At 61.6% G+C, this 20,310-nt stretch carries 29 protein-coding genes; 28 read left to right on the plus strand and 1 reads right to left on the minus strand.

The genetic code is table 11. The annotated features are described in order from the left end of the window. Nucleotides 1-349: 349 nt before the first annotated feature. From rpsL to FNL14_RS23575, 5 genes are all read left to right on the plus strand, one after another. The gene (rpsL, locus tag FNL14_RS02850) at nucleotides 350-724 is read left to right on the plus strand and encodes a 30S ribosomal protein S12 (RefSeq protein WP_009358312.1); all 375 of its coding nucleotides are present in this window, start codon (nucleotides 350-352) and stop codon (nucleotides 722-724) included. Nucleotide 725: 1 nt separating this feature from the next. Then, nucleotides 726-1,196, plus strand: coding sequence for a 30S ribosomal protein S7 (gene rpsG, locus FNL14_RS02855; protein WP_026531948.1), 471 nt, complete (start codon nucleotides 726-728; stop codon nucleotides 1,194-1,196). A 69-nt stretch (nucleotides 1,197-1,265) separates the two neighbouring features. Next, a complete protein-coding gene (gene fusA / locus FNL14_RS02860) occupies nucleotides 1,266-3,380 on the plus strand; it encodes an elongation factor G (protein WP_091415057.1) in 2,115 nt (704 codons plus the stop codon). 255 nt (nucleotides 3,381-3,635) lie between these two features. Then, nucleotides 3,636-4,826, plus strand: a complete 1,191-nt coding sequence (gene tuf / locus FNL14_RS02865; protein ID WP_050054308.1) for an elongation factor Tu — start codon at nucleotides 3,636-3,638, stop codon at nucleotides 4,824-4,826. Nucleotides 4,827-4,926: 100 nt separating this feature from the next. Next, a complete protein-coding gene (locus tag FNL14_RS23575; RefSeq protein WP_255470686.1) occupies nucleotides 4,927-5,052 on the plus strand; it encodes a hypothetical protein in 126 nt (41 codons plus the stop codon). 13 nt (nucleotides 5,053-5,065) lie between these two features. Here FNL14_RS23575 and FNL14_RS02870 read toward each other — a convergent pair whose 3' ends face one another. Further along, nucleotides 5,066-6,502 carry a GH1 family beta-glucosidase gene (locus tag FNL14_RS02870; RefSeq protein WP_142057497.1) on the minus strand — a complete coding sequence of 479 codons (1,437 nt, stop codon included), beginning with the start codon at nucleotides 6,500-6,502 and terminating at the stop codon, nucleotides 5,066-5,068. A gap of 384 nt (nucleotides 6,503-6,886) precedes the next feature. On the opposite strand from FNL14_RS02870, the gene rpsJ reads away from it, so the two are divergent. The 23 genes from rpsJ to map all read left to right on the plus strand — a co-directional run bounded on the left by rpsJ (nucleotide 6,887) and on the right by map (nucleotide 20,248). After that, complete coding sequence (gene rpsJ, locus FNL14_RS02875) at nucleotides 6,887-7,195, plus strand: 30S ribosomal protein S10 (protein WP_043119398.1); 309 nt, start codon at nucleotides 6,887-6,889, stop codon at nucleotides 7,193-7,195. A gap of 17 nt (nucleotides 7,196-7,212) precedes the next feature. Then, entirely contained in the window at nucleotides 7,213-7,863 is a 651-nt protein-coding gene (gene rplC, locus FNL14_RS02880; protein WP_142057499.1) for a 50S ribosomal protein L3, read from the plus strand. A gap of 4 nt (nucleotides 7,864-7,867) precedes the next feature. Beyond that, the gene (gene rplD, locus FNL14_RS02885; protein ID WP_142057501.1) at nucleotides 7,868-8,491 is read left to right on the plus strand and encodes a 50S ribosomal protein L4; all 624 of its coding nucleotides are present in this window, start codon (nucleotides 7,868-7,870) and stop codon (nucleotides 8,489-8,491) included. Next, nucleotides 8,488-8,793 carry a 50S ribosomal protein L23 gene (gene rplW, locus FNL14_RS02890; RefSeq protein ID WP_009358306.1) on the plus strand — a complete coding sequence of 102 codons (306 nt, stop codon included), beginning with the start codon at nucleotides 8,488-8,490 and terminating at the stop codon, nucleotides 8,791-8,793. The genes rplD and rplW overlap by 4 nt, the downstream gene beginning before the upstream one ends. A gap of 29 nt (nucleotides 8,794-8,822) precedes the next feature. Beyond that, nucleotides 8,823-9,662 (plus strand): 50S ribosomal protein L2, encoded by an 840-nt coding sequence (gene rplB / locus FNL14_RS02895; RefSeq protein ID WP_009358305.1) that lies wholly within the window; start codon nucleotides 8,823-8,825, stop codon nucleotides 9,660-9,662. Between the two features lie 12 nt (nucleotides 9,663-9,674). Continuing rightward, complete coding sequence (gene rpsS, locus FNL14_RS02900) at nucleotides 9,675-9,956, plus strand: 30S ribosomal protein S19 (protein ID WP_003803803.1); 282 nt, start codon at nucleotides 9,675-9,677, stop codon at nucleotides 9,954-9,956. Between the two features lie 38 nt (nucleotides 9,957-9,994). Further along, complete coding sequence (gene rplV, locus FNL14_RS02905; RefSeq protein ID WP_009358304.1) at nucleotides 9,995-10,360, plus strand: 50S ribosomal protein L22; 366 nt, start codon at nucleotides 9,995-9,997, stop codon at nucleotides 10,358-10,360. Further along, nucleotides 10,361-11,194, plus strand: coding sequence for a 30S ribosomal protein S3 (gene rpsC, locus FNL14_RS02910; RefSeq protein WP_091415061.1), 834 nt, complete (start codon nucleotides 10,361-10,363; stop codon nucleotides 11,192-11,194). It abuts the gene before it with no gap. Further along, nucleotides 11,195-11,611 (plus strand): 50S ribosomal protein L16, encoded by a 417-nt coding sequence (gene rplP, locus FNL14_RS02915; protein WP_050054315.1) that lies wholly within the window; start codon nucleotides 11,195-11,197, stop codon nucleotides 11,609-11,611. Nucleotides 11,612-11,613: 2 nt separating this feature from the next. Then, nucleotides 11,614-11,943, plus strand: coding sequence for a 50S ribosomal protein L29 (rpmC, locus tag FNL14_RS23755; RefSeq protein ID WP_018760452.1), 330 nt, complete (start codon nucleotides 11,614-11,616; stop codon nucleotides 11,941-11,943). Then, on the plus strand, nucleotides 11,940-12,245 hold the full coding sequence (rpsQ, locus tag FNL14_RS02925; RefSeq protein WP_091415064.1) for a 30S ribosomal protein S17: 306 nt from the start codon (nucleotides 11,940-11,942) through the stop codon (nucleotides 12,243-12,245). Before rpmC ends, rpsQ begins: the two co-directional genes overlap by 4 nt. A gap of 839 nt (nucleotides 12,246-13,084) precedes the next feature. Next, a complete protein-coding gene (gene rplN / locus FNL14_RS02930) occupies nucleotides 13,085-13,453 on the plus strand; it encodes a 50S ribosomal protein L14 (RefSeq protein ID WP_009358299.1) in 369 nt (122 codons plus the stop codon). Between the two features lie 3 nt (nucleotides 13,454-13,456). Continuing rightward, nucleotides 13,457-13,819, plus strand: a complete 363-nt coding sequence (rplX, locus tag FNL14_RS02935; protein ID WP_013601824.1) for a 50S ribosomal protein L24 — start codon at nucleotides 13,457-13,459, stop codon at nucleotides 13,817-13,819. Continuing rightward, nucleotides 13,819-14,400: a 50S ribosomal protein L5 gene (gene rplE, locus FNL14_RS02940; protein ID WP_050054317.1), complete on the plus strand. Its 582-nt coding sequence runs from the start codon at nucleotides 13,819-13,821 to the stop codon at nucleotides 14,398-14,400. Before rplX ends, rplE begins: the two co-directional genes overlap by 1 nt. 88 nt (nucleotides 14,401-14,488) lie before the next feature. Continuing rightward, nucleotides 14,489-14,887, plus strand: coding sequence for a 30S ribosomal protein S8 (rpsH, locus tag FNL14_RS02945; RefSeq protein ID WP_090950922.1), 399 nt, complete (start codon nucleotides 14,489-14,491; stop codon nucleotides 14,885-14,887). Between the two features lie 18 nt (nucleotides 14,888-14,905). After that, nucleotides 14,906-15,442: a 50S ribosomal protein L6 gene (gene rplF, locus FNL14_RS02950; RefSeq protein WP_050054319.1), complete on the plus strand. Its 537-nt coding sequence runs from the start codon at nucleotides 14,906-14,908 to the stop codon at nucleotides 15,440-15,442. 2 nt (nucleotides 15,443-15,444) lie between these two features. Continuing rightward, complete coding sequence (gene rplR / locus FNL14_RS02955; RefSeq protein WP_091415067.1) at nucleotides 15,445-15,828, plus strand: 50S ribosomal protein L18; 384 nt, start codon at nucleotides 15,445-15,447, stop codon at nucleotides 15,826-15,828. Beyond that, the gene (rpsE, locus tag FNL14_RS02960; RefSeq protein WP_091415069.1) at nucleotides 15,825-16,547 is read left to right on the plus strand and encodes a 30S ribosomal protein S5; all 723 of its coding nucleotides are present in this window, start codon (nucleotides 15,825-15,827) and stop codon (nucleotides 16,545-16,547) included. Before rplR ends, rpsE begins: the two co-directional genes overlap by 4 nt. A gap of 2 nt (nucleotides 16,548-16,549) precedes the next feature. Beyond that, the gene (gene rpmD, locus FNL14_RS02965) at nucleotides 16,550-16,756 is read left to right on the plus strand and encodes a 50S ribosomal protein L30 (protein ID WP_050054322.1); all 207 of its coding nucleotides are present in this window, start codon (nucleotides 16,550-16,552) and stop codon (nucleotides 16,754-16,756) included. A gap of 2 nt (nucleotides 16,757-16,758) precedes the next feature. Then, the gene (gene rplO / locus FNL14_RS02970; protein WP_142057503.1) at nucleotides 16,759-17,250 is read left to right on the plus strand and encodes a 50S ribosomal protein L15; all 492 of its coding nucleotides are present in this window, start codon (nucleotides 16,759-16,761) and stop codon (nucleotides 17,248-17,250) included. Between the two features lie 215 nt (nucleotides 17,251-17,465). Then, entirely contained in the window at nucleotides 17,466-18,776 is a 1,311-nt protein-coding gene (secY, locus tag FNL14_RS02975) for a preprotein translocase subunit SecY (protein ID WP_091415074.1), read from the plus strand. A gap of 5 nt (nucleotides 18,777-18,781) precedes the next feature. Beyond that, a complete protein-coding gene (locus tag FNL14_RS02980) occupies nucleotides 18,782-19,351 on the plus strand; it encodes an adenylate kinase (RefSeq protein WP_181762524.1) in 570 nt (189 codons plus the stop codon). Between the two features lie 69 nt (nucleotides 19,352-19,420). Further along, nucleotides 19,421-20,248, plus strand: coding sequence for a type I methionyl aminopeptidase (gene map / locus FNL14_RS02985; RefSeq protein WP_142057507.1), 828 nt, complete (start codon nucleotides 19,421-19,423; stop codon nucleotides 20,246-20,248). The last annotated feature ends 62 nt before the right edge of the window (nucleotides 20,249-20,310 follow it).

A 20,310-nucleotide genomic window follows, 5' to 3' on the forward strand; every position in this document is an offset into this window, starting at 1 on the left:
TGCTGTTTAACGGCGGGCTGTCGGGGGAGGGGCCCCCGATTAAGGCATGGAGGCCGTCCATGCTAGACTTGTTACCAATTGTTATTGTGGCAGTGGATGAGTGCGCCGGTTCCAGCTGAGAGGCTGAACCAGAGCGACGTTTCCGGTTTGCAGGGTTCTTGTGCAACGTATGCCACATTTTTGCATGCCTAGGGACTCTTGGCCGCGCGCCAAGCCTTCGGAATGCGATCCGACTATTAAGGCTTCGCCTTCGCCGCCCTGGAGATCTTCTTCGAGGCCCGGGCGGCGAGGCAACGCAACAAGAGAGTGGCCGGAAGCGGCCGCTCCGGATAAAACGGAGAACACGAGAGTGCCTACGATTAACCAGCTGGTCCGCAAGGGCCGCACGCCTAAGGTCTCAAAGACCAAGGCTCCCGCGCTTAAGGGCAGCCCCATGCGCCGCGGTGTTTGCACCCGCGTCTACACCACCACCCCGAAGAAGCCGAACTCGGCTCTGCGTAAGGTGGCACGTGTGCGCCTCAACGGCGGCGTGGAAGTAACCGCCTACATCCCCGGTGTGGGACACAACCTGCAGGAGCACTCCATTGTGCTCGTCCGCGGTGGCCGTGTGAAGGACCTCCCGGGTGTCCGCTACAAGATCGTCCGTGGCGCCCTCGATACCCAGGGTGTCAAGAACCGTAAGCAGGCCCGCAGCCGCTACGGCGCAAAGATGGAGAAGAAGTAATATGCCTCGCAAGGGTCCGGCCCCCAAGCGGCCGCTCGTACTAGATCCCGTTTACGGCTCCCCGCTGGTTACCCAGCTCATCAACAAGGTGCTCGTTGACGGCAAGAAGTCCACGGCAGAGCGCATCGTCTACGGTGCACTCGAAGGCGCACGCGCCAAGTCCGGCGGCGACCCCGTAGCAGCCCTCAAGAAGGCCATGGACAACGTCAAGCCTTCCCTCGAGGTCCGCTCACGCCGCGTTGGCGGCGCCACCTACCAGGTTCCGGTTGAGGTCAAGCCGGGCCGCTCCACCGCCCTCGCCCTGCGCTGGCTGGTTGGCTACTCCAAGGCCCGCCGCGAGAAGACGATGACCGAGCGCCTCCAGAACGAAATCCTGGATGCCTCCAACGGTCTCGGTGCCGCTGTGAAGCGTCGCGAAGACACCCACAAGATGGCCGAGTCCAACAAGGCCTTCGCACACTACCGCTGGTAATACTCCCCGCGCGCCGCCGGCTCAACCGAGCCGGCGGCGAACGTGTAGTCCATCCCAAAAGGAGACCCCGTGGCACAGGACGTGCTTACCGACCTTAGTAAGGTCCGCAACATCGGCATCATGGCCCACATTGATGCCGGCAAGACCACCACCACCGAGCGCATCCTGTTCTACACGGGTGTGAACCACAAGATCGGCGAGACGCACGACGGCGCTTCGACGACCGACTGGATGGAACAGGAAAAGGAACGCGGCATCACCATCACGTCTGCCGCCGTGACCTGCTTCTGGGAAAACAACCAGATCAACATCATCGACACCCCCGGCCACGTTGACTTCACCGTCGAGGTTGAGCGCTCCCTGCGCGTCCTCGACGGCGCTGTCGCCGTGTTCGATGGCAAGGAAGGCGTTGAGCCGCAGTCTGAGACCGTTTGGCGCCAGGCTGACAAGTACAACGTTCCGCGCATCTGCTTCGTCAACAAGATGGACAAGCTCGGTGCCGACTTCTACTTCACCGTAGACACCATCATCAGCCGCCTCGGTGCCAAGCCGCTGGTCATGCAGCTCCCGATTGGTGCCGAGAACGACTTCATCGGCGTCGTGGACCTGCTCTACATGCGCGCACTGGTGTGGCCCGGCGATGCCAAGGGCGACGTGACCATGGGTGCCAAGTACGAGATCCGCGAGATCCCGGCTGACCTCCAGGAAAAGGCCGAAGAATACCGCGCGAACCTCGTTGAGACCGTCGCAGAGTCCTCTGAGGAACTCATGGAGAAGTACCTCGAGGGCGAAGAGATCTCGATTGACGAGCTCAAGGCCGGCATCCGCAAGATGACGATCAACTCCGAGCTCTACCCGATCTTCTGCGGTTCCGCGTTCAAGAACCGCGGCGTGCAGCCCATGCTCGACGCAGTTGTGGACTACCTGCCGAACCCGCTCGACGTCCCCCCGATGGTCGGCCACGACCCCCGCGACGAAGAGAAGGAACTGACCCGCAAGCCTTCTTCCGAAGAGCCGTTCTCCGCACTGGCCTTCAAGATTGCTGCGCACCCGTTCTTCGGCCAGCTCACCTTCATCCGCGTGTACTCCGGTCACGTGGAAGCAGGCGCCCAGGTGGTCAACTCCACCAAGGGCAAGAAGGAGCGCATCGGCAAGCTGTTCCAGATGCACGCCAACAAGGAAATGCCCGTCGAGGGCGCTACCGCCGGCCACATCTACGCAGCCATCGGTCTGAAGGACACCACCACGGGTGACACCCTGTGTGACTCCGCCAACCAGATCGTGCTCGAGTCCATGAGCTTCCCGGAGCCCGTGATCTCGGTTGCCATCGAGCCGAACACCAAGGGTGACCAGGAGAAGCTCTCCACGGCCATCCAGAAGCTCTCCGCTGAGGACCCCACCTTCCAGGTGTCCCTCAACGAAGACACCGGCCAGACCATCATCGCCGGCATGGGCGAGCTCCACCTGGACATCCTGGTGGACCGCATGCGCCGCGAGTTCAAGGTCGAAGCCAACGTGGGCAAGCCCCAGGTTGCTTACCGCGAAACCATCAAGCGCGCCGTCGAACGCCACGACTACACGCACAAGAAGCAGACCGGTGGTTCGGGCCAGTTCGCAAAGATCCAGATCGCGATCGAGCCGCTGGACACCGCTGAAGGCGAGCTGTACGAGTTCGAGAACAAGGTCACCGGTGGCCGCGTTCCCCGCGAGTACATCCCGTCCGTTGACGCCGGTATCCAGGATGCGCTGAACGACGGCGTCCTTGCTGGCTACCCGGTTGTCGGCATCAAGGCCACGCTGATCGACGGCGCGTACCACGATGTTGACTCTTCGGAAATGGCGTTCAAGATCGCCGGCCGTATGGCTTTCAAGGAAGCTGCACGCAAGGCGAACCCGGTTCTGCTCGAACCGCTGATGGATGTCGAGGTCCGCACCCCTGAGGAATACATGGGTGAAGTTATCGGCGACCTCAACTCCCGCCGTGGCCAGATGCAGTCCATGGAAGATGCACAGGGTGTCAAGGTCATCCGTGCGCACGTCCCGCTGTCCGGCATGTTCGGCTACATCGGCGACCTGCGCTCGAAGACCCAGGGCCGCGCTGTGTACTCCATGACGTTCAACAGCTACGCCGAGGTCCCGAAGGCTGTTGCCGACGAGATCATCCAGAAGACCCGCGGCGAATAGTCTTTCGCAGCGAACACATTCGGGTGCGCTTGCCGGTTTCGGAAAGCACAGCCGGTGCAGGTGGCCGGGTTCGGTCGGATTCATCCGGTCAAGCCGGATCCCGGCCATCTGCACGAACAGGCTTCGGGGACTAGTATTAGTTCCTGAATCTGCAATTTCACCAATCCAAAGCCCCCCAAGTAGACTTACCTGAGTTTCTGCCGCGACAAGCGCGGTCGAAGGGTATGTCATTTGAAAACGTTCTAGGAGGAACCTGTGGCAAAGGCAAAGTTCGAGCGGACTAAGCCGCACGTTAACATCGGCACCATTGGTCACGTTGACCACGGTAAGACGACGTTGACGGCCGCCATTTCCAAGGTGCTGTACGACAAGTACCCGACTCTCAACGAGAAGCGTGACTTCGCGTCGATTGACTCTGCTCCCGAAGAGCGTCAGCGCGGCATTACCATCAACATCTCCCACGTTGAGTACCAGACCGAGAAGCGCCACTACGCACACGTAGACGCTCCGGGTCACGCTGACTACATCAAGAACATGATCACCGGTGCTGCCCAGATGGACGGTGCAATCCTCGTGGTTGCCGCCACTGACGGCCCGATGGCACAGACCCGCGAGCACGTCCTGCTCGCCCGCCAGGTTGGTGTTCCCTACCTGCTGGTCGCACTGAACAAGTCCGACATGGTTGACGATGAGGAACTGCTGGACCTCGTTGAAATGGAAGTTCGTGAGCTCCTGAGCTCGCAGGGCTTCGATGGCGACGAAGCACCGGTTGTCCGCGTTTCCGGCCTGAAGGCCCTGGAAGGCGACCCCGAGTGGGTCAAGTCCGTTGAGGACCTGATGGCTGCTGTTGACGAGTCTGTTCCGGACCCCGTACGTGACCGTGACAAGCCGTTCCTGATGCCGATCGAGGACGTCTTCACCATCACCGGCCGTGGCACCGTTGTTACGGGCCGCGCCGAGCGTGGAACCCTCGCCATCAACTCCGAGGTCGAGATCGTCGGCATCCGCCCGGTCCAGAAGACCACGGTTACCGGTATCGAGATGTTCCACAAGCAGCTCGACGAAGCATGGGCCGGCGAGAACTGTGGCCTCCTGCTCCGCGGTCTGAAGCGCGATGACGTAGAGCGTGGCCAGGTTGTCGTCAAGCCGGGTTCCATCACCCCGCACACCGACTTCGAGGCTAACGTCTACATCCTCTCCAAGGACGAAGGCGGACGTCACAACCCGTTCTACTCGAACTACCGCCCGCAGTTCTACTTCCGTACCACGGACGTAACCGGCGTTATCACCCTGCCGGAGGGCACGGAAATGGTTATGCCTGGCGACAACACTGAGATGACCGTTGCGCTCATCCAGCCCATCGCTATGGAAGAGGGCCTCGGCTTCGCAATCCGCGAAGGCGGCCGCACCGTTGGTTCAGGACGCGTTACCAAGATCATCAAGTAATTCTTGTTGAACTAAAGAACGGCCCTGCTGCATCCGCAGCGGGGCCGTTTTTTGCGTAAAGCGGCCCCTGATATGGTTGCGGGACCGAAAGGAGTTCACCATGGGATGGCTTATCTTCCTGATCATCGCGGTTGCGGTGGTGGCCGGCGTGTTCTGGGCCAAGAAGCATTTCCGCCACGAGATTGACCGCGCCAAGCGGATCAACCGGGCGAACAAGAACCAGTAGGAGGGCGGCGCGGTCAGCCGTGCAGCGCCCGCCGCGCCTTGCTCAACTCCTGGTACCAGTAAAAGGACTGCTTGGGCGTCCGCTCGAGTGTCTCAAAGTCCACGTGGACCAGGCCGAACCGCTGCGAGTACCCGGCGGCCCATTCAAAATTGTCCATCAGGGTCCACACGTAGTAGCCGCGCAGGTCTACACCTGAGGCAGGGCCGCCGGGAGCCGTTGCGTCCAGCGCAGCCCGCAGGTGCGAGGCGAGGTACTGCACCCGATCCTCATCCTGGAGCGGGCCGGACACCCTGTCAGGTTCCGGGAAGCTGGCTCCGCCTTCGGTGATGTATACCGGCGGCAGCGCGTCCCCGTAGCGGTCTTGGAGTTCCTTCAGCAGGACGCCCAGGTGGTCGGGTGCCACCGGCCAGCCGAACCCTGTGCTGTCGTATTCCGGATATCCCACTTCGTGGAAGGGCAGCCGCGCTACCGCCTTGTGCGTGTTGGCCGGAATCGGGGTCACCCCGCGGCCCAGCGCCACCTTCACCGGGAAATAGTAGTTGAGGCCGTAGAAATCCAGTGGCTGGTGGATGGTCCGCAGGTCGGCATCGGAGATCCGCCCGATGGAGCGCAGCCACGGCCTGGCATACACCGGCAGACTGGGGTACCGGCCCAAGAGCACAGGGTCCGCATAAATCCTGTTCATCAGCAGGTCGTACATCCTGGCCACCAGCCTGTCGCCGGGTTTCCAGGTGGCCGGACGGACAGGGGAGTGCAGATTGGTGACTCCCACACCCCCCTTGACGCCGGCCGCGCGGAGGGCCTGCGCGCCTAGCCCATGGGCAAGGAGCTGGTGGTGGATGGACGGAAGGGCGTCAAACATCAGGGCATGGCCGGGGGCATGGACCCCCAGGGCATAACCGTTCAACGTCACTGAAACAGGTTCGTTGAGGGTGACCCACTGCGCTACACGGTCCCCGTAGCGTGCTCCGGCGGCAGCGGCATAGTCACCAAAGCGTAGCGCCGTCTCACGGTTCATCCAGCCGCCGCGGTGTTCCAGGGGCAGGGGAGTGTCCCAGTGGTAGAGGGTGGCCATAGGGGAGATCCCGGCCTCCAGGAGCTGGTCTATCAGCCGGTCGTAGAAATCCAGCCCTTCTGCGTTGAAGCTTCCGCGGCCGTCCGGCTGGATCCTCGGCCAGGACAAGGAGAAGCGGTAGGAGTCCACGCACAGGTCCTGCAGCAGGGCAATGTCCTCCGGCAGGCGGTTGTAGTGGTCGCAGGCCACGGCGGGGGAGTGCCCGTCCATGATGGCGCCGGGCTTCTCTGCGAAGGCGTCCCAGCCGGACGGTCCCCGGCCTCCCGCAGTAAGGGCTCCTTCGATCTGGAAGGCGGCGGCTGCGACGCCTAAAGTGAACGACGGCGGCATGCGGCTGGCCAGTTCGGTCACGGATTCGGTGCTTTCCAGCGTCATGCCCCTATCATCCGTTCCGGGATAGCCGTTGGCAATGACCCCTCCAGCGGCCCCCGGAATAGGCCCAATTCGCATCTGGGCCCAAATTCCGGCATACTAGATGAGTTGTTCAAGCGCTTCTTCGTGTCCCGATCCGGATAATGCCGGATGCCAGGGTCCAAGTGGAAGACCAAACATAACCCACCCCCATGGAATTGCGGACTTGTATGCGTGCCAAGCGCGACACGCCCGACCGCGGGGGTCGGTTGCGCCGGCAAGGTGAGGAACCCGGATTCATCCGGATTCAGTTTGTGCGGCGGGTGGTAGTTACGACTTCAAATGCTTCGGCAGCCATACAACACGTAAGTAAACAGAGCAGCATTTACTGAAAGAGAGTCAGGCGACATGGCGGGACAAAAAATCCGCATCCGGCTGAAGTCATACGACCACGAGGTCATTGACACTTCAGCACGGAAGATCGTTGAGACGGTCACGCGCGCAGGCGCAACGGTAGTGGGCCCCGTGCCGCTGCCGACGGAGAAGAACGTGTACTGCGTCATCCGCTCTCCGCACAAGTACAAAGACAGCCGCGAGCACTTCGAAATGCGCACGCACAAGCGTCTTATCGACATCATCGATCCCACGCCGAAGGCTGTTGACTCGCTCATGCGTCTCGACCTGCCGGCTGACGTGAACATCGAAATCAAGCTGTAGGGAGGTGCTGAGAGACTATGACCGCAACCCGTAACGTAAAGGGCCTGCTGGGCACGAAGCTCGGCATGACCCAGGTCTGGGACGAGAACAACAAGCTCATCCCCGTCACTGTGGTCCAGGCAGATTCGAACGTCATCACCCAGCTGCGCAACGCAGAAGCTGATGGCTACGTCGCCGTTCAGATCGGCTACGGCCAGATCGATCCCCGCAAGGTCACCAAGCCGCTGGCTGGTCACTTTGAAAAGGCAGGCGTCACGCCTCGCCGCCACGTCGTCGAACTCCGTACCGCAGATGCTGCTGAGTACGAGCTGGGCCAGGAGCTCTCCGTAGAGGTCTTCGAAGCCGGCCAGAAGATCGACGTCATCGGCACCACCAAGGGTAAGGGCTTCGCCGGTGTTATGAAGCGTCACGGCTTCCACGGCGTTGGAGCTTCCCACGGTGCCCACAAGAACCACCGTAAGCCCGGTTCAATCGGTGGCGCATCCACCCCGAGCCGCGTCTTCAAGGGCATGAAAATGGCCGGCCGCATGGGCGCCGTTCGTCACACCACGCTGAACCTCACGGTCCACGCGGTTGACATCGAGAAGTCGCTGCTCCTTATCAAGGGTGCCGTTCCCGGCGCCCGCGGCCAGGTCGTCCTCGTACGCACCGCCGTGAAGGGAGCCTAGTTCAATGGCTAACACTGTCCAGGTTGACCTGCCTGCAGAAATCTTCGACGTTCAGACCAACGTGCCGCTGCTGCACCAGGTTGTCGTTGCTCAGCTTGCTGCTGCTCGCCAGGGTACCCACAAGACCAAGACCCGCGCTGAAGTTTCCGGTGCAGGACGCAAGCCGTTCAAGCAGAAGGGCACCGGCCGCGCCCGTCAGGGTTCCATCCGTGCTCCGCACATGACCGGCGGTGGCGTTGTCCACGGTCCCACCCCGCGTGACTACAGCCAGCGCACCCCCAAGAAGATGATTGCTGCTGCACTGCGCGGCGCACTCTCTGACCGGGCACGCAACGGCCGCATCCACGTTGTCGCCGAACTGGTTGAAGGCGACAAGCCGTCGGCCAAGACTGCACTGGCAACGCTGCGCGGCGTGTCCGACCGCAAGAACCTGCTGGTCGTCATCGAGCGCGCCAACGATGTTGCAGCACTGTCCGTGCGCAACCTCGCCGGTGTTCACGTTCTGTACGCAGACCAGCTGAACACCTACGACGTTCTCGTGTCTGATGACGTTGTCTTCACCAAGGCTGCCTACGAAGCATTCGTTGCCGGCAAGGCAGTGGCAAAGAACGAGGAGGATGCCAAGTGAGTGCAGCCACCATCAAGGATCCCCGCGACGTCGTGCTTGCACCCGTCGTATCGGAAAAGAGCTACGGCCTGATCGACGAGGGCAAGTACACCTTCCTGGTGGACCCCCGTTCGAACAAGACCGAGATCAAGCTGGCCGTGGAGAAGATTTTCTCCGTCAAGGTCGAATCGATCAACACCATCAACCGTGCCGGTAAGCGCAAGCGCACCAAATTCGGATGGGGTACCCGCAAGAACACCAAGCGTGCGATTGTCACCCTCAAAGAAGGCACTATCGACATCTTCGGCGGTCCGCTCTCGTAGCGGAGACCACTTTAACGAGGAAATAAATTATGGGAATCCGTAAATACAAGCCGACTACCCCGGGCCGTCGTGGCTCGAGCGTAGCGGACTTCATTGAAATCACGCGGTCGACGCCGGAAAAGTCGTTGGTACGTCCGCTGCCCAAAAAGGGCGGCCGTAACAACACCGGTAAGATCACCACCCGTCACAAGGGTGGCGGACACAAGCGCCAGTACCGTCTGATCGACTTCCGTCGCCACGACAAGGACGGCGTTGACGCCCGCGTTGCTGAAATCGAGTACGATCCGAACCGCACGGCTCGCATCGCCCTCCTGCACTACGTTGATGGCACCAAGCGTTACATCATCGCCCCGAACAAGCTGTCCCAGGGTGACTTCGTAGAGGCCGGCGCCAACGCTGACATCAAGCCTGGCAACAACCTGCCCCTGCGCAACATCCCCGTGGGTACCGTTATCCACGCGGTGGAACTGCGTCCGGGTGGCGGCGCCAAGATGGGCCGTTCCGCTGGTGCGTCCATCCAGCTCGTTGCCAAGGAAGGCCGCTTCGCCCAGCTGCGTCTGCCCTCCGGCGAAATCCGCAACGTTGACGTGCGCTGCCGCGCAACCGTCGGCGAGGTTGGCAACGCCGAGCAGTCGAACATCAACTGGGGCAAGGCCGGCCGCATGCGCTGGAAGGGCGTCCGCCCGACCGTCCGTGGTGTCGCCATGAACCCGGTTGACCACCCGCACGGTGGTGGCGAGGGTAAGACGTCCGGTGGACGTAACCCCGTCAACCCCAACGGTCAGCGCGAAGGCCGCACGCGCCGCCCCAACAAAGAGAGCGACAAGCTTATTGTTCGTCGCCGTCGTACTGGCAAGAACAAGCGATAGGAGCCTGGACACATGCCACGCAGCCTGAAAAAAGGTCCTTTCGTTGACCAGCACCTCTTTGTGAAGGTAGCCAGGGAAAACGAAAAGGGCACCAAGAACGTCATCAAGACCTGGTCCCGCCGTTCGATGATCATCCCCGACATGCTCGGGCACACGATCGCCGTACACGACGGACGCAAGCACATCCCGGTGTTTGTCACTGAGTCGATGGTCGGGCACAAGCTCGGCGAATTCGCTCCCACGCGGACATTCCGCGGCCATGTCAAGGACGACCGTAAGGGCAAGCGCCGCTAGGCGCCTGCACTTACGTCAAAGACGAGAGAAGGAAAGCAATGGAAGCCAAGGCAATTGCGCGTCACATCCGCGTAACGCCTATGAAGGCCCGGCGCGTCGTCAACCTTGTTCGTGGATTGCAAGCGAATGAGGCTCTGGCAATTCTGAAGTTTGCCCCCCAGGCAGCTTCGGAGCCGGTATTCAAGGTAGTTCAGTCGGCAATCTCCAACGCCCGGGTCCTCGCGGACCGCGACGGCGTGGCGTTTGACGAAGGCGACCTCATCATCAGCGAAGCGTTTGTTGATGAAGGCCCGACCATGAAGCGGTTCCAGCCGCGTGCCCAGGGTCGTGCATTTCAGATCAAGAAGCGCACCAGCCACATCACCGTGGTAGTCGCTACCCCGGAGAAAGAGGAGGCTCGCTAAGTGGGACAGAAAGTAAACCCGCACGGGTTCCGACTCGGCATCACCACCGATCACGTATCGCACTGGTTCGCTGACAGCACCAAGGCAGGCCAGCGGTATAAGGACTTCGTTCGCGAAGACATCCGCATCCGCCAGCTCATGTCCACGGGCATGGAACGCGCCGGTATCGCCAAGGTTGAGATCGAGCGCACCCGTGACCGTGTCCGCGTGGACATCCACACGGCCCGCCCGGGCATCGTCATCGGCCGCCGTGGAGCAGAAGCAGACCGCATCCGCGGCGAGCTCGAAAAGCTCACCGGCAAGCAGGTTCAGCTGAACATCCTCGAGGTCAAGAACCCCGAGATGGAAGCACAGCTTGTTGCCCAGGGCGTTGCTGAGCAGCTGACTTCACGTGTGGCTTTCCGCCGCGCCATGAAGAAGGCCATGCAGTCCGCACAGCGTGCAGGTGCCAAGGGCATCCGTATCGCCTGCTCCGGTCGACTGGGTGGCGCTGAAATGTCCCGCTCGGAGTTCTACCGCGAAGGCCGTGTGCCCCTGCACACCCTCCGCGCGAACATCGACTACGGCTTCTACGAAGCCAAGACCACCTTCGGCCGTATTGGTGTGAAGGTCTGGATCTACAAGGGTGACGTCACCGCCAAGGAACTGGCCCAGCAGGCCGCTTCCGCCCCGTCCCGTGGCCGCGGTCCTAGCGACCGTCCGGGCCGCCCGGGTGGCGCTGACCGTGGTGACCGCCGCCGTCGCAACGACCGTCCGGCCGCCGAAGCAGCTCCCGCTGCAGAGGCTCCGGCAGCTGAAGCTGCTGCTCCCGCAGCAGAAGGAGGACAGGCTTAAATGCTTATCCCACGTCGAGTCAAGCACCGTAAGCAGCACCACCCGGGTCGTTCCGGCGCTGCTACGGGCGGCACCAAGGTCACTTTCGGTGAGTACGGCATCCAGGCCCTGAGCCCGGCATACGTCACCAACCGTCAGATCGAATCCGCCCGTATCGCGATGACCCGCCACATTAAGCGTGGCGGTAAGGTCTGGATCAACATCTACCCGGACCGTCCCCTCACCAAGAAGCCTGCCGAAACCCGCATGGGTTCCGGTAAGGGTTCACCGGAATGGTGGGTCGCAAACGTCAAGCCGGGCCGGGTTCTCTTTGAGATCTCCGGCGTCGAAGAATCGGTAGCACGCGAGGCCCTGCGCCTGGCAATCCACAAGCTCCCGTTGAAGGCACGCATTCTGCGTCGCGAAGGTGGTGAATAGAAATGGCAGTAGGATCCAAGGATCTGGCTCCCGCACAGCTGGACGGTTTCGACAACGAGCGTCTCGTTGAAGAACTCCGCAAGGCCAAGGAAGAGCTGTTCAACCTGCGTTTCCAGTCCGCCACCGGACAGCTGGAGAACCACGGCAGGCTGCGCGCGGTAAAGAAGGACATCGCCCGCATCTACACCGTTCTCCGTGAGCGCGAGCTGGGCATTCGTGCTGAGGTTGCCGCACCTGTTGTGGAAGCCAAAGAAGAGAAGAAGTCCAAGAAGGCTGCAACCAAGAAGGCCGAGAAGGCTGAAACGGTTGAGACCGAGGAGGATGCCAAGTGAGTGAAAAGGACCAGAACGTGACGGAAACTGCTACCGCAGCCACGGCTGAGCAGCGCGGTTACCGCAAGACGCGTCGCGGCTACGTGGTCTCGGACAAGATGGAAAAGACCATCGTTGTCCAGGTTGAAGACCGCGTGAAGCACGCGCTGTACGGCAAGGTCATCCGCCGTACCTCCAAGGTCAAGGCACACGACGAAGAGAACACCGCCGGCATCGGCGACCTCGTTGTCATCGCCGAGACCCGTCCGCTGTCCGCCACCAAGAACTGGCGGCTCGTGGAAATCCTCGAGAAGGCCAAGTAGCACCTGCTGCTTCGCCGGAAGCCCCTGCTCCTCTGGAGCGGGGGCTTCCTCGTTTAACGGCGCCTCCCGTCACGCCGTCGTCCGTCCCCGACGCTCGCTCGCTTAATGCGTGCTTTTGGCCAACGCTCTATCACTTCTCTCAGGAAAGTGAGAGAGCGCCGGTAGAAAAGGCACATTAAGTGAGAGAGGGTCCCATCGTGCGGGAGGGTTTATGGCGGGACGGTGGGCGGACGACGGCGACGGTGCGGCTTTTTCGGGGGAGCGGCACCTGGCGCGGGCCGCCAAGCTGCCGTGCGTGACGCCGTCGTCCGTCCCCGACGCTCGCTCACTTAATGCGTGCTTTTGGCCAACGCTCTATCACTTCTCTCAGGAAAGTGAGAGAGCGCCGGCCGAAAAGGCACATTAAGTGAGAGAGCGTCCCATCGTGCGGGAGGGTTAATGGCGGCACGCGGGCGGACGACGGCGGCGGTGCGGCTTTCCGGGGGAGCGGCACCTGGGGCGGCCCGACAGGCTGTCTTGCGTGACGCCGTCGTCCGTCTTGCGGAGGAGCCCACACGGTGATATTGGGATGGGCGGAAAACGTGCTAAGATTTTGAGTTTGTATGGCGCCTTTCGCGCGCCGTCATCAAACCTCGTAAACAAGCGTGCCAAGGCATAGTGCCTCCTTGCGCCCGGGATCAACCCGGACCGGATGGAAGCAACTGCTGTTGGCACGGGCGTTTAGGCCTGGTCTGGCAAAATCCAGGCAGGTCAAGAGACACCCCGATCAACCGTTCCGCAAGGCTCATTCCGTAGGAAGATTTTCGGTCTGAGAACCGGCGCGACGCAAGGAGTAAATAGTGATTCAGCAGGAGTCGCGACTCAAGGTCGCCGACAACACGGGTGCTAAGGAAATCCTTACCATTCGCGTTCTCGGTGGATCCGGACGTCGCTACGCAGGCATCGGTGACGTCATTGTCGCCACCGTCAAGGACGCAATCCCGGGCGGCAACGTAAAGAAGGGCGATGTTGTCAAGGCAGTCATCGTCCGTACCAAGAAGGAACGCCGCCGTGCGGATGGTTCCTACATCAAGTTTGACGAGAACGCAGCTGTGATCCTGAAGGGCGACGGTGACCCCCGCGGTACCCGTATCTTCGGACCGGTTGGTCGTGAACTGCGTGACAAGAAGTTCATGAAGATCGTTTCTCTGGCTCCGGAGGTGCTCTAGTCCATGGCTGCAAAGATCAAGAAGGGTGACCTCGTTCAGGTCATCACTGGCGCCAAGGCTGAGCGCGGCGGCGACCGCGGCAAGCAGGGCAAGGTCCTGCGCGTGTTCACCGACACCAACCGTGTGCTGGTCGAGGGCATCAACCGCGTAACCAAGCACACCAAGGTCGGTCAGTCGCAGCGCGGCACCAAGACCGGTGGCATCGAGGTTGTTGAAGCCCCGATCCACATCTCCAACGTGGCACTGGTTGACCCGTCCACCAAGAAGCCCACCCGCGTTGGCTTCCGCACTGAAACCGTTGAGCGCAACGGCAAGCAGCGCGAAGTTCGCATCCGCGTGGCCAAGAGCTCAGGGAAGGACATCTAATGACTGAGACTCTCGAGACTCCGGCAACGAAGATCGTTCCTCGTCTGAAGACCAAGTACGCCGAATCCATCAAGAGCACGCTCATTGAGGAATTCAAGTACGAAAACGTCAACCAGGTTCCCCGCCTGGTGAAGGTCGTTGTGAACATGGGTGTTGGAGATGCCGCCAAGGACTCCAAGCTGATCGACGGCGCTGTCCGCGACCTCACCCAGATCACCGGCCAGAAGCCGCAGGTAACCAAGGCCCGCAAGTCGATCGCACAGTTCAAGCTGCGCGAAGGCATGCCCATCGGTGCACACGCTACCCTGCGTGGCGACCGCATGTGGGAATTCCTGGACCGCCTGGTCACGCTCGCACTGCCCCGTATCAGGGACTTCCGCGGCCTGTCCGGCAAGCAGTTCGACGGCAACGGCAACTACACCTTCGGTCTGACCGAGCAGGTTATGTTCCACGAAATCGACCAGGACAAGATCGACCGCACCCGCGGTATGGATATCACGGTTGTTACCACTGCAAAGACCGATGACGAAGGCCGCGCGCTGCTCAAGGCGCTTGGTTTCCCGTTCAAGGCCGAAGACTAATCTAACTACGTAAAAGGTCCGGCGGTACGGCTCCCATTTGTGGAAGCGGCACCGCGGAAACCGTTATGAGGAAGGGCAAGAGCCCACAATGACAATGACAGATCCTGTCGCAGACATGCTTACGCGTCTGCGCAATGCAAACTCGGCATACCACGACACCGTGTCCATGCCGTACAGCAAGCTCAAGGCACGCGTTGCTGACATCCTTAAGGCAGAAGGCTTCATCGCCAGCTGGAAGGAAGAGGACGCTGAGGTTGGCAAGAAGCTGACCATCGAGCTCAAGTTCGGACCGAACCGCGAGCGTTCCATCGCTGGCGTTCGCCGTATCTCCAAGCCGGGCCTGCGTGTTTACGCAAAGTCCACCAACCTGCCGCACGTGCTCGGTGGCCTGGGTGTCGCAATCCTGTCCACCTCTTCCGGCCTCCTGACTGACAAGCAGGCCGGCAAGAAGGGCGTGGGCGGCGAAGTCCTCGCGTACGTCTGGTAACGGGAAAGGAAGAGAATAATGTCACGTATTGGACGTCTCCCCATCACCGTTCCTGCCGGCGTTGAGGTCAAGGTTGACGGCTCTGTCGTCAGCGTCAAGGGATCCAAGGGCGAGCTGAACCACACTGTGGCCAGCCCGATCGAGGTCACCCTGGATGCAGACACCCTGACTGTCGCCCGCCCGAACGACGAGCGCGCCTCCCGCTCTCTCCACGGCCTGACCCGCACCCTGATCTCCAACATGATCGAGGGCGTAACCAAGGGCTACGAGAAGAAGCTTGAAATCGTCGGTACCGGTTACCGCGTTCAGGCCAAGGGATCTGACCTTGAGTTCGCTCTCGGCTTCAGCCACCCGGTCAATGTCTCCGCACCGGAGGGCATCACCTTTGCAGTTGAGACCCCGACCAAGCTCTCTGTTTCAGGTATCAACAAGCAGCAGGTCGGCGAAGTTGCTGCCAACATTCGCAAGCTGCGGAAGCCGGACCCCTACAAGGGCAAGGGCATCCGTTACGCCGGCGAAGTCATCCGCCGCAAGGTCGGAAAGGCTGGTAAGTAACCATGGCCATCTCAATTAACAAGAAGCGTACGAACAAGAGCAAGTCTGCTTCGCGCAGCCGCCGCCAGCTTCGTATCCGTAAGCGCATCTCCGGTACGGCTGTACGTCCTCGCCTGGTCGTCAACCGTTCCGCACGCCACGTATTTGTCCAGGTTGTCGATGACAGCATTGGCCAGACCGTAGCGAGCGCCTCCACTCTGGAAGCCGACCTTCGTGCATTCGACGGCGACAAGACTGCCAAGGCCAAGCGCGTTGGCGAACTCGTCGCAGAGCGTGCCAAGGCTGCCGGTATCGAAGCTGTTGTCTTCGACCGCGGTGGTAACAAGTACCACGGCCGGATCGCCGCCGTCGCTGACGGTGCACGTGAAGGTGGGCTGTCACTGTGACGGAAGCAAACAAGGAAAAGGACACTGTGTCTGCAGATCAGAAGGCTACCGAAACCGTAGCTGCCGCTGAGACCACTGCTCCCGCAGCTGCCGACGACCGCCGTGGCGGCGCTCGTCGCGGCGAGCGTGGCGACCGTGGCCAGGGCCGCGGCGACCGTGGTGGCCGTGGTGGCCGCGACGGCGGCCGTGAAGCCGAGAAGAGCCAGTTCGTAGAGCGCGTTGTCACCATCAACCGCGTCTCCAAGGTGGTCAAGGGTGGTCGTCGCTTCAGCTTCACCGCCCTGGTCGTCGTCGGTGACGGCAACGGTATGGTCGGCGTTGGCTACGGCAAGGCTAAGGAAGTTCCTGCCGCAATCGCGAAGGGCGTAGAAGAGGCCAAGAAGTCCTTCTTCCGCGTTCCCCGCGTTGGCAACACCATCCCGCACCGCGTTCAGGGTGAGGCCGCTGCAGGCGTTGTTATGCTGCGTCCGGCTTCCGCCGGTACCGGTGTTATCGCTGGTGGCCCGGTCCGTGCAGTACTGGAGTGTGTGGGCATCCACGACATCCTCTCCAAGTCGCTCGGTTCCTCCAACGCCATCAACATCGTTCACGCGACCGTTGATGCCCTCAAGCGCCTCGAAGAGCCGGCAGCAGTGGCAGCACGCCGCGGCCTGCCCCTCGACGAGATCGCTCCGGCGGCACTGGTGAAGGCCCTCCTGGCTCCGAAGGCAGGTGCGTAGTCATGGCTAAGAACCTGGTCCCCTCCGACGCACAGTTGGAGATCACTCAGATCAAGTCCGCCATTGGCGGCAAGCAGAACCAGCGCGACACCCTGCGGTCCCTCGGCCTGAAGCGGATCGGACACACCGTTGTCCGCACCGCCGACGCCGTGACCGTTGGAATGCTCAACACGGTTCCGCACCTGGTTCAGGTAGAGGAGGCGAAGTAACAATGGCAGAGAACACTCCTGCAAAGGCTCAGGACGCCGCTGCTGAGAAGCAGAACGCACTGAAGGTTCACCACCTGCGTCCCGCCCCGGGTGCAAAGACCGCCAAGACCCGTGTTGGTCGTGGTGAAGCATCCAAGGGTAAGACCGCTGGTCGCGGTACCAAGGGTACTGCAGCCCGCTACCAGGTAAAGGCTGGCTTTGCCGGCGGCCAGCTGCCGCTGCACATGCGCCTGCCTAAGCTGCGCGGCTTCAAGAACCCGTTCCGCGTTGAGTTCCAGGTTGTGAACCTGGACAAGCTCAACGAGCTGTTCCCGGAAGGTGGCTCTGTCACCGTCGAGAACCTGGTCGAAAAGGGTGCCGTTCGCAAGAACCAGCCCGTCAAGGTGCTGGGCACCGGCGACATCACCGTTAAGGTTGACGTCACCGCCCACGCATTCTCGGCCAGCGCTGCTGAAAAGATCGCTGCAGCAGGCGGAAGCACCACCGCTCTCTAGAGCCGGTGGGTGAAAGCCCGTTGTTGAACTCCCGGTACCGGGGCCCAGGGCCCCGGTACCGGGAGTTTTTTACATCCGTCGGGCGTGTTTTTCCCGCCACCTGGCGCACGTGGACTTCCACGGATTGTTCGCATGGCGCATCCAACCGTTAGACTCGGTTGTTGGGATTCTTAGATCCCCATCACACACTCTTATCCACATCACCAGGAGGACGCTTGCTTAGCGCATTTGGCCGGGCCTTTCGCACGCCTGATCTGCGACGCAAGTTGTTGTTCACGCTGGGAATCATCACCATCTTCCGCTTGGGTGCTTTCATTCCCTCGCCCGGTGTGAACTACCAGAATGTCCAGCAATGCTTGCAGAACGGTCAGACCGCAGGCGGCCTGTACCAGCTCGTTAACCTGTTCAGCGGCGGCGCGTTGCTCCAGGTGTCCATTTTCGCGCTGGGCATCATGCCGTACATTACGGCGAGCATCATCGTCCAGCTGCTCCGGGTGGTTATTCCCCGGTTCCAGGAACTGTACGAAGAGGGCGCGTCCGGTCAGTCCAAACTGACCCAGTACACCCGGTACCTCACCATCGCCCTGGGCCTGCTCAACGCCACCACACTGGTGTCCCTGGCGCGGTCCGGCCAGCTGCTTCCCGGCTGTAACCTGCCGATCATCCCTGACGACAGCGTGATCACCACCATCCTGATCATCATCACCCTGACAGCCGGCACCGGCCTGATCATGTGGATGGGCGAGCTCGTCACCGAGAAGGGTGTGGGCAACGGTATGTCCCTGCTCATCTTCACCTCGATCGCAGCCCAGTTCCCCACCTCGCTGGGCGCCATCTGGACCTCGCAGGGCCCGGGAACCTTCTTCATCGTCCTGGCCGTAGGCCTGCTGACGGTGGCACTGGTGGTCTTCGTTGAGCAGTCGCAGCGCCGGATCCCGGTGCAGTATGCCAAACGGATGATCGGCCGCCGCACCGTGGGAGGTACCAGCACGTACATCCCCATCAAGGTCAACATGGCCGGCGTTATCCCCGTTATTTTTGCTTCCTCGATGCTTTACCTGCCTGGACTGATTTCCCAGTTCAACCAGCCGAAGCCGGGCGAGCAGCTCCAGCCGTGGGTCGAATGGATCAACAACAACCTGACCCGCGGCGACCACCCGATCTACATGGCGATCTATTTCGTCCTGATCGTGTTCTTTACCTACTTCTACGTCGCGATCACCTTCAACCCTGAAGAGGTCTCGGACAACATGAAGAAGTACGGCGGCTTCATTCCAGGTATCCGCGCCGGTAAACCGACCGCTGACTACCTGCAGTACGTGCTCTCCCGGATTACGCTGCCCGGTGCCCTCTACCTGGGCTTCGTGGCACTGATTCCGCTGGTGGCACTGGTACTGATCAACGCAAACCAGAACTTCCCGTTCGGTGGCACCTCGATCCTGATCATGGTGGGCGTTGGCCTGGAGACCGTCAAGCAGATTGATGCGCAGCTACAACAACGTCACTACGAAGGGCTTTTGCGATGACGAGAATGCTGATTATTGGACCTCCCGGTTCCGGAAAAGGAACGCAGGCGGAGCGGATTTCAGAGCGCCTTGGCGTTGTGGCCATCTCCACCGGCGATATCTTCCGTGCAAACGTGAAGGGCGAGACACCCCTTGGCATCGAAGCCAAGAAGTACATGGACAACGGGGACTTCGTTCCGGACAGCGTCACCAACAAGATGGTGCGTGACCGCCTGAGCGAGTCCGACGTCGAAAGCGGCTTCCTGCTGGACGGTTACCCGCGCACCACGGCACAGGTTGACTACCTCGACGAGATCCTCGCCAAGGGCGACGAGAAGCTCGACGTCGTCCTGCAGCTGACTGCCGACGACGAGGAACTGGTCCACCGGCTCCTCGGCCGGGCCAAGGAAACGGGCCGGAGCGACGACAACGAAGCCGTCATCCGCCACCGCCTTGACCTGTACCACGAGCAGACCGAAGCAGTGGTGGCCAAGTATGCCGAGCGCGGCATCCTCACCCAGGTAGACGGCATTGGGCCGATCGACGAAGTGACCGACCGCGTGATGCAGGCCATTAAGACCGCACAGGCGGCCTGATCCAGGCAAGTTTTTCCGAGGCTCCTCCCGGTACACGGGAGGGGCCTCAGCCATTTGAAAGGAAGCACCATGGCCTTTGGCCAGCCCCGCATCGAATACAAAACCAACGCCCAGATGCGCACCATGCACGAGGCGGGCCTGGTCCTGAGCCGTGCCCTGGATGCCGCTGTTGCAGCCGCCGTCCCTGGCGTCACCACCAAGCACCTGGATGACGTGTTCGCCGCCGTCCTGAACGAGGCCGGCGCCAAGTCCAACTTCCTTGGCTACCACGGGTTCCCGGCCACCATCTGCACCTCCGTCAACGAGGAGGTAGTCCACGGCATCCCCGGCAGCCGTGTCCTGAACGACGGCGACATCATCTCGATCGACGGCGGCGCCATCGTGAACGGCTGGCACTCCGACTCGGCGCGGACAGTCATCGTGGGCACGGCAGACCCCGAGGACCAGCGGCTTTCCGACGTGACCCACGCGGCCCTGTGGCGGGGGATCGCCGCACTGGCCACCGGTAAGCATGTGGGCGATATTGGTGCGGCCATCGACGACTACGTATCCTCCGTGCCCGGCAAGCCGCTGGGCATCCTCGAGGACTACGTAGGCCACGGCATCGGCTCCGAAATGCACATGGCGCCGGACGTCCTGAACTACCGCACCAGCCACCGCGGCCCCAAGATACGGCCGGGCCTCTGCCTGGCGATCGAGCCCATGCTGGTCCGCGGAGGCATCGACACCGCCGTGCTGGAGGACGACTGGACCGTCATCACCACCGACGGCGCCCGCTCCTGCCAGTGGGAGCACTCCGTGGCAGTCCACGAAAAGGGCATCTGGGTGCTGTCCGCGCCCGACGGCGGTGCGGAGCACCTGGTGCCCCTCGGCGTCACCCCGGTGCCTATCCCGTAGGTTCCGCTCTCCCAGCCCAACCAGGTAGCGCCAAGTGTCGTTTTGACCCTTCAAAACGACAC

This window comes from Pseudarthrobacter sp. B4EP4b, from assembly GCF_006680095.1.
Taxonomy (GTDB): domain Bacteria; phylum Actinomycetota; class Actinomycetes; order Actinomycetales; family Micrococcaceae; genus Arthrobacter.

Coding starts and splice junctions, on each gene's coding strand:
- rplP (WP_050054315.1), top strand. CDS start 11,195: ATGCTTATCCCACGTCGAGTCAAGCACCGTAAGCAGCACCACCCGGGT.
- FNL14_RS02870 (WP_142057497.1), bottom strand. CDS start 6,502: ATGACGCTGGAAAGCACCGAATCCGTGACCGAACTGGCCAGCCGCATG.
- FNL14_RS02980 (WP_181762524.1), top strand. CDS start 18,782: ATGCTGATTATTGGACCTCCCGGTTCCGGAAAAGGAACGCAGGCGGAG.
- rpmD (WP_050054322.1), top strand. CDS start 16,550: ATGGCTAAGAACCTGGTCCCCTCCGACGCACAGTTGGAGATCACTCAG.
- rpsJ (WP_043119398.1), top strand. CDS start 6,887: ATGGCGGGACAAAAAATCCGCATCCGGCTGAAGTCATACGACCACGAG.
- rpmC (WP_018760452.1), top strand. CDS start 11,614: ATGGCAGTAGGATCCAAGGATCTGGCTCCCGCACAGCTGGACGGTTTC.
- rplR (WP_091415067.1), top strand. CDS start 15,445: ATGGCCATCTCAATTAACAAGAAGCGTACGAACAAGAGCAAGTCTGCT.
- rpsS (WP_003803803.1), top strand. CDS start 9,675: ATGCCACGCAGCCTGAAAAAAGGTCCTTTCGTTGACCAGCACCTCTTT.
- rplC (WP_142057499.1), top strand. CDS start 7,213: ATGACCGCAACCCGTAACGTAAAGGGCCTGCTGGGCACGAAGCTCGGC.
- rplB (WP_009358305.1), top strand. CDS start 8,823: ATGGGAATCCGTAAATACAAGCCGACTACCCCGGGCCGTCGTGGCTCG.
- rplX (WP_013601824.1), top strand. CDS start 13,457: ATGGCTGCAAAGATCAAGAAGGGTGACCTCGTTCAGGTCATCACTGGC.
- rplF (WP_050054319.1), top strand. CDS start 14,906: ATGTCACGTATTGGACGTCTCCCCATCACCGTTCCTGCCGGCGTTGAG.
- FNL14_RS23575 (WP_255470686.1), top strand. CDS start 4,927: ATGGGATGGCTTATCTTCCTGATCATCGCGGTTGCGGTGGTGGCCGGC.
- map (WP_142057507.1), top strand. CDS start 19,421: ATGGCCTTTGGCCAGCCCCGCATCGAATACAAAACCAACGCCCAGATG.
- rpsG (WP_026531948.1), top strand. CDS start 726: ATGCCTCGCAAGGGTCCGGCCCCCAAGCGGCCGCTCGTACTAGATCCC.
- rplO (WP_142057503.1), top strand. CDS start 16,759: ATGGCAGAGAACACTCCTGCAAAGGCTCAGGACGCCGCTGCTGAGAAG.
- rplE (WP_050054317.1), top strand. CDS start 13,819: ATGACTGAGACTCTCGAGACTCCGGCAACGAAGATCGTTCCTCGTCTG.
- rplV (WP_009358304.1), top strand. CDS start 9,995: ATGGAAGCCAAGGCAATTGCGCGTCACATCCGCGTAACGCCTATGAAG.
- rplD (WP_142057501.1), top strand. CDS start 7,868: ATGGCTAACACTGTCCAGGTTGACCTGCCTGCAGAAATCTTCGACGTT.
- rpsH (WP_090950922.1), top strand. CDS start 14,489: ATGACAATGACAGATCCTGTCGCAGACATGCTTACGCGTCTGCGCAAT.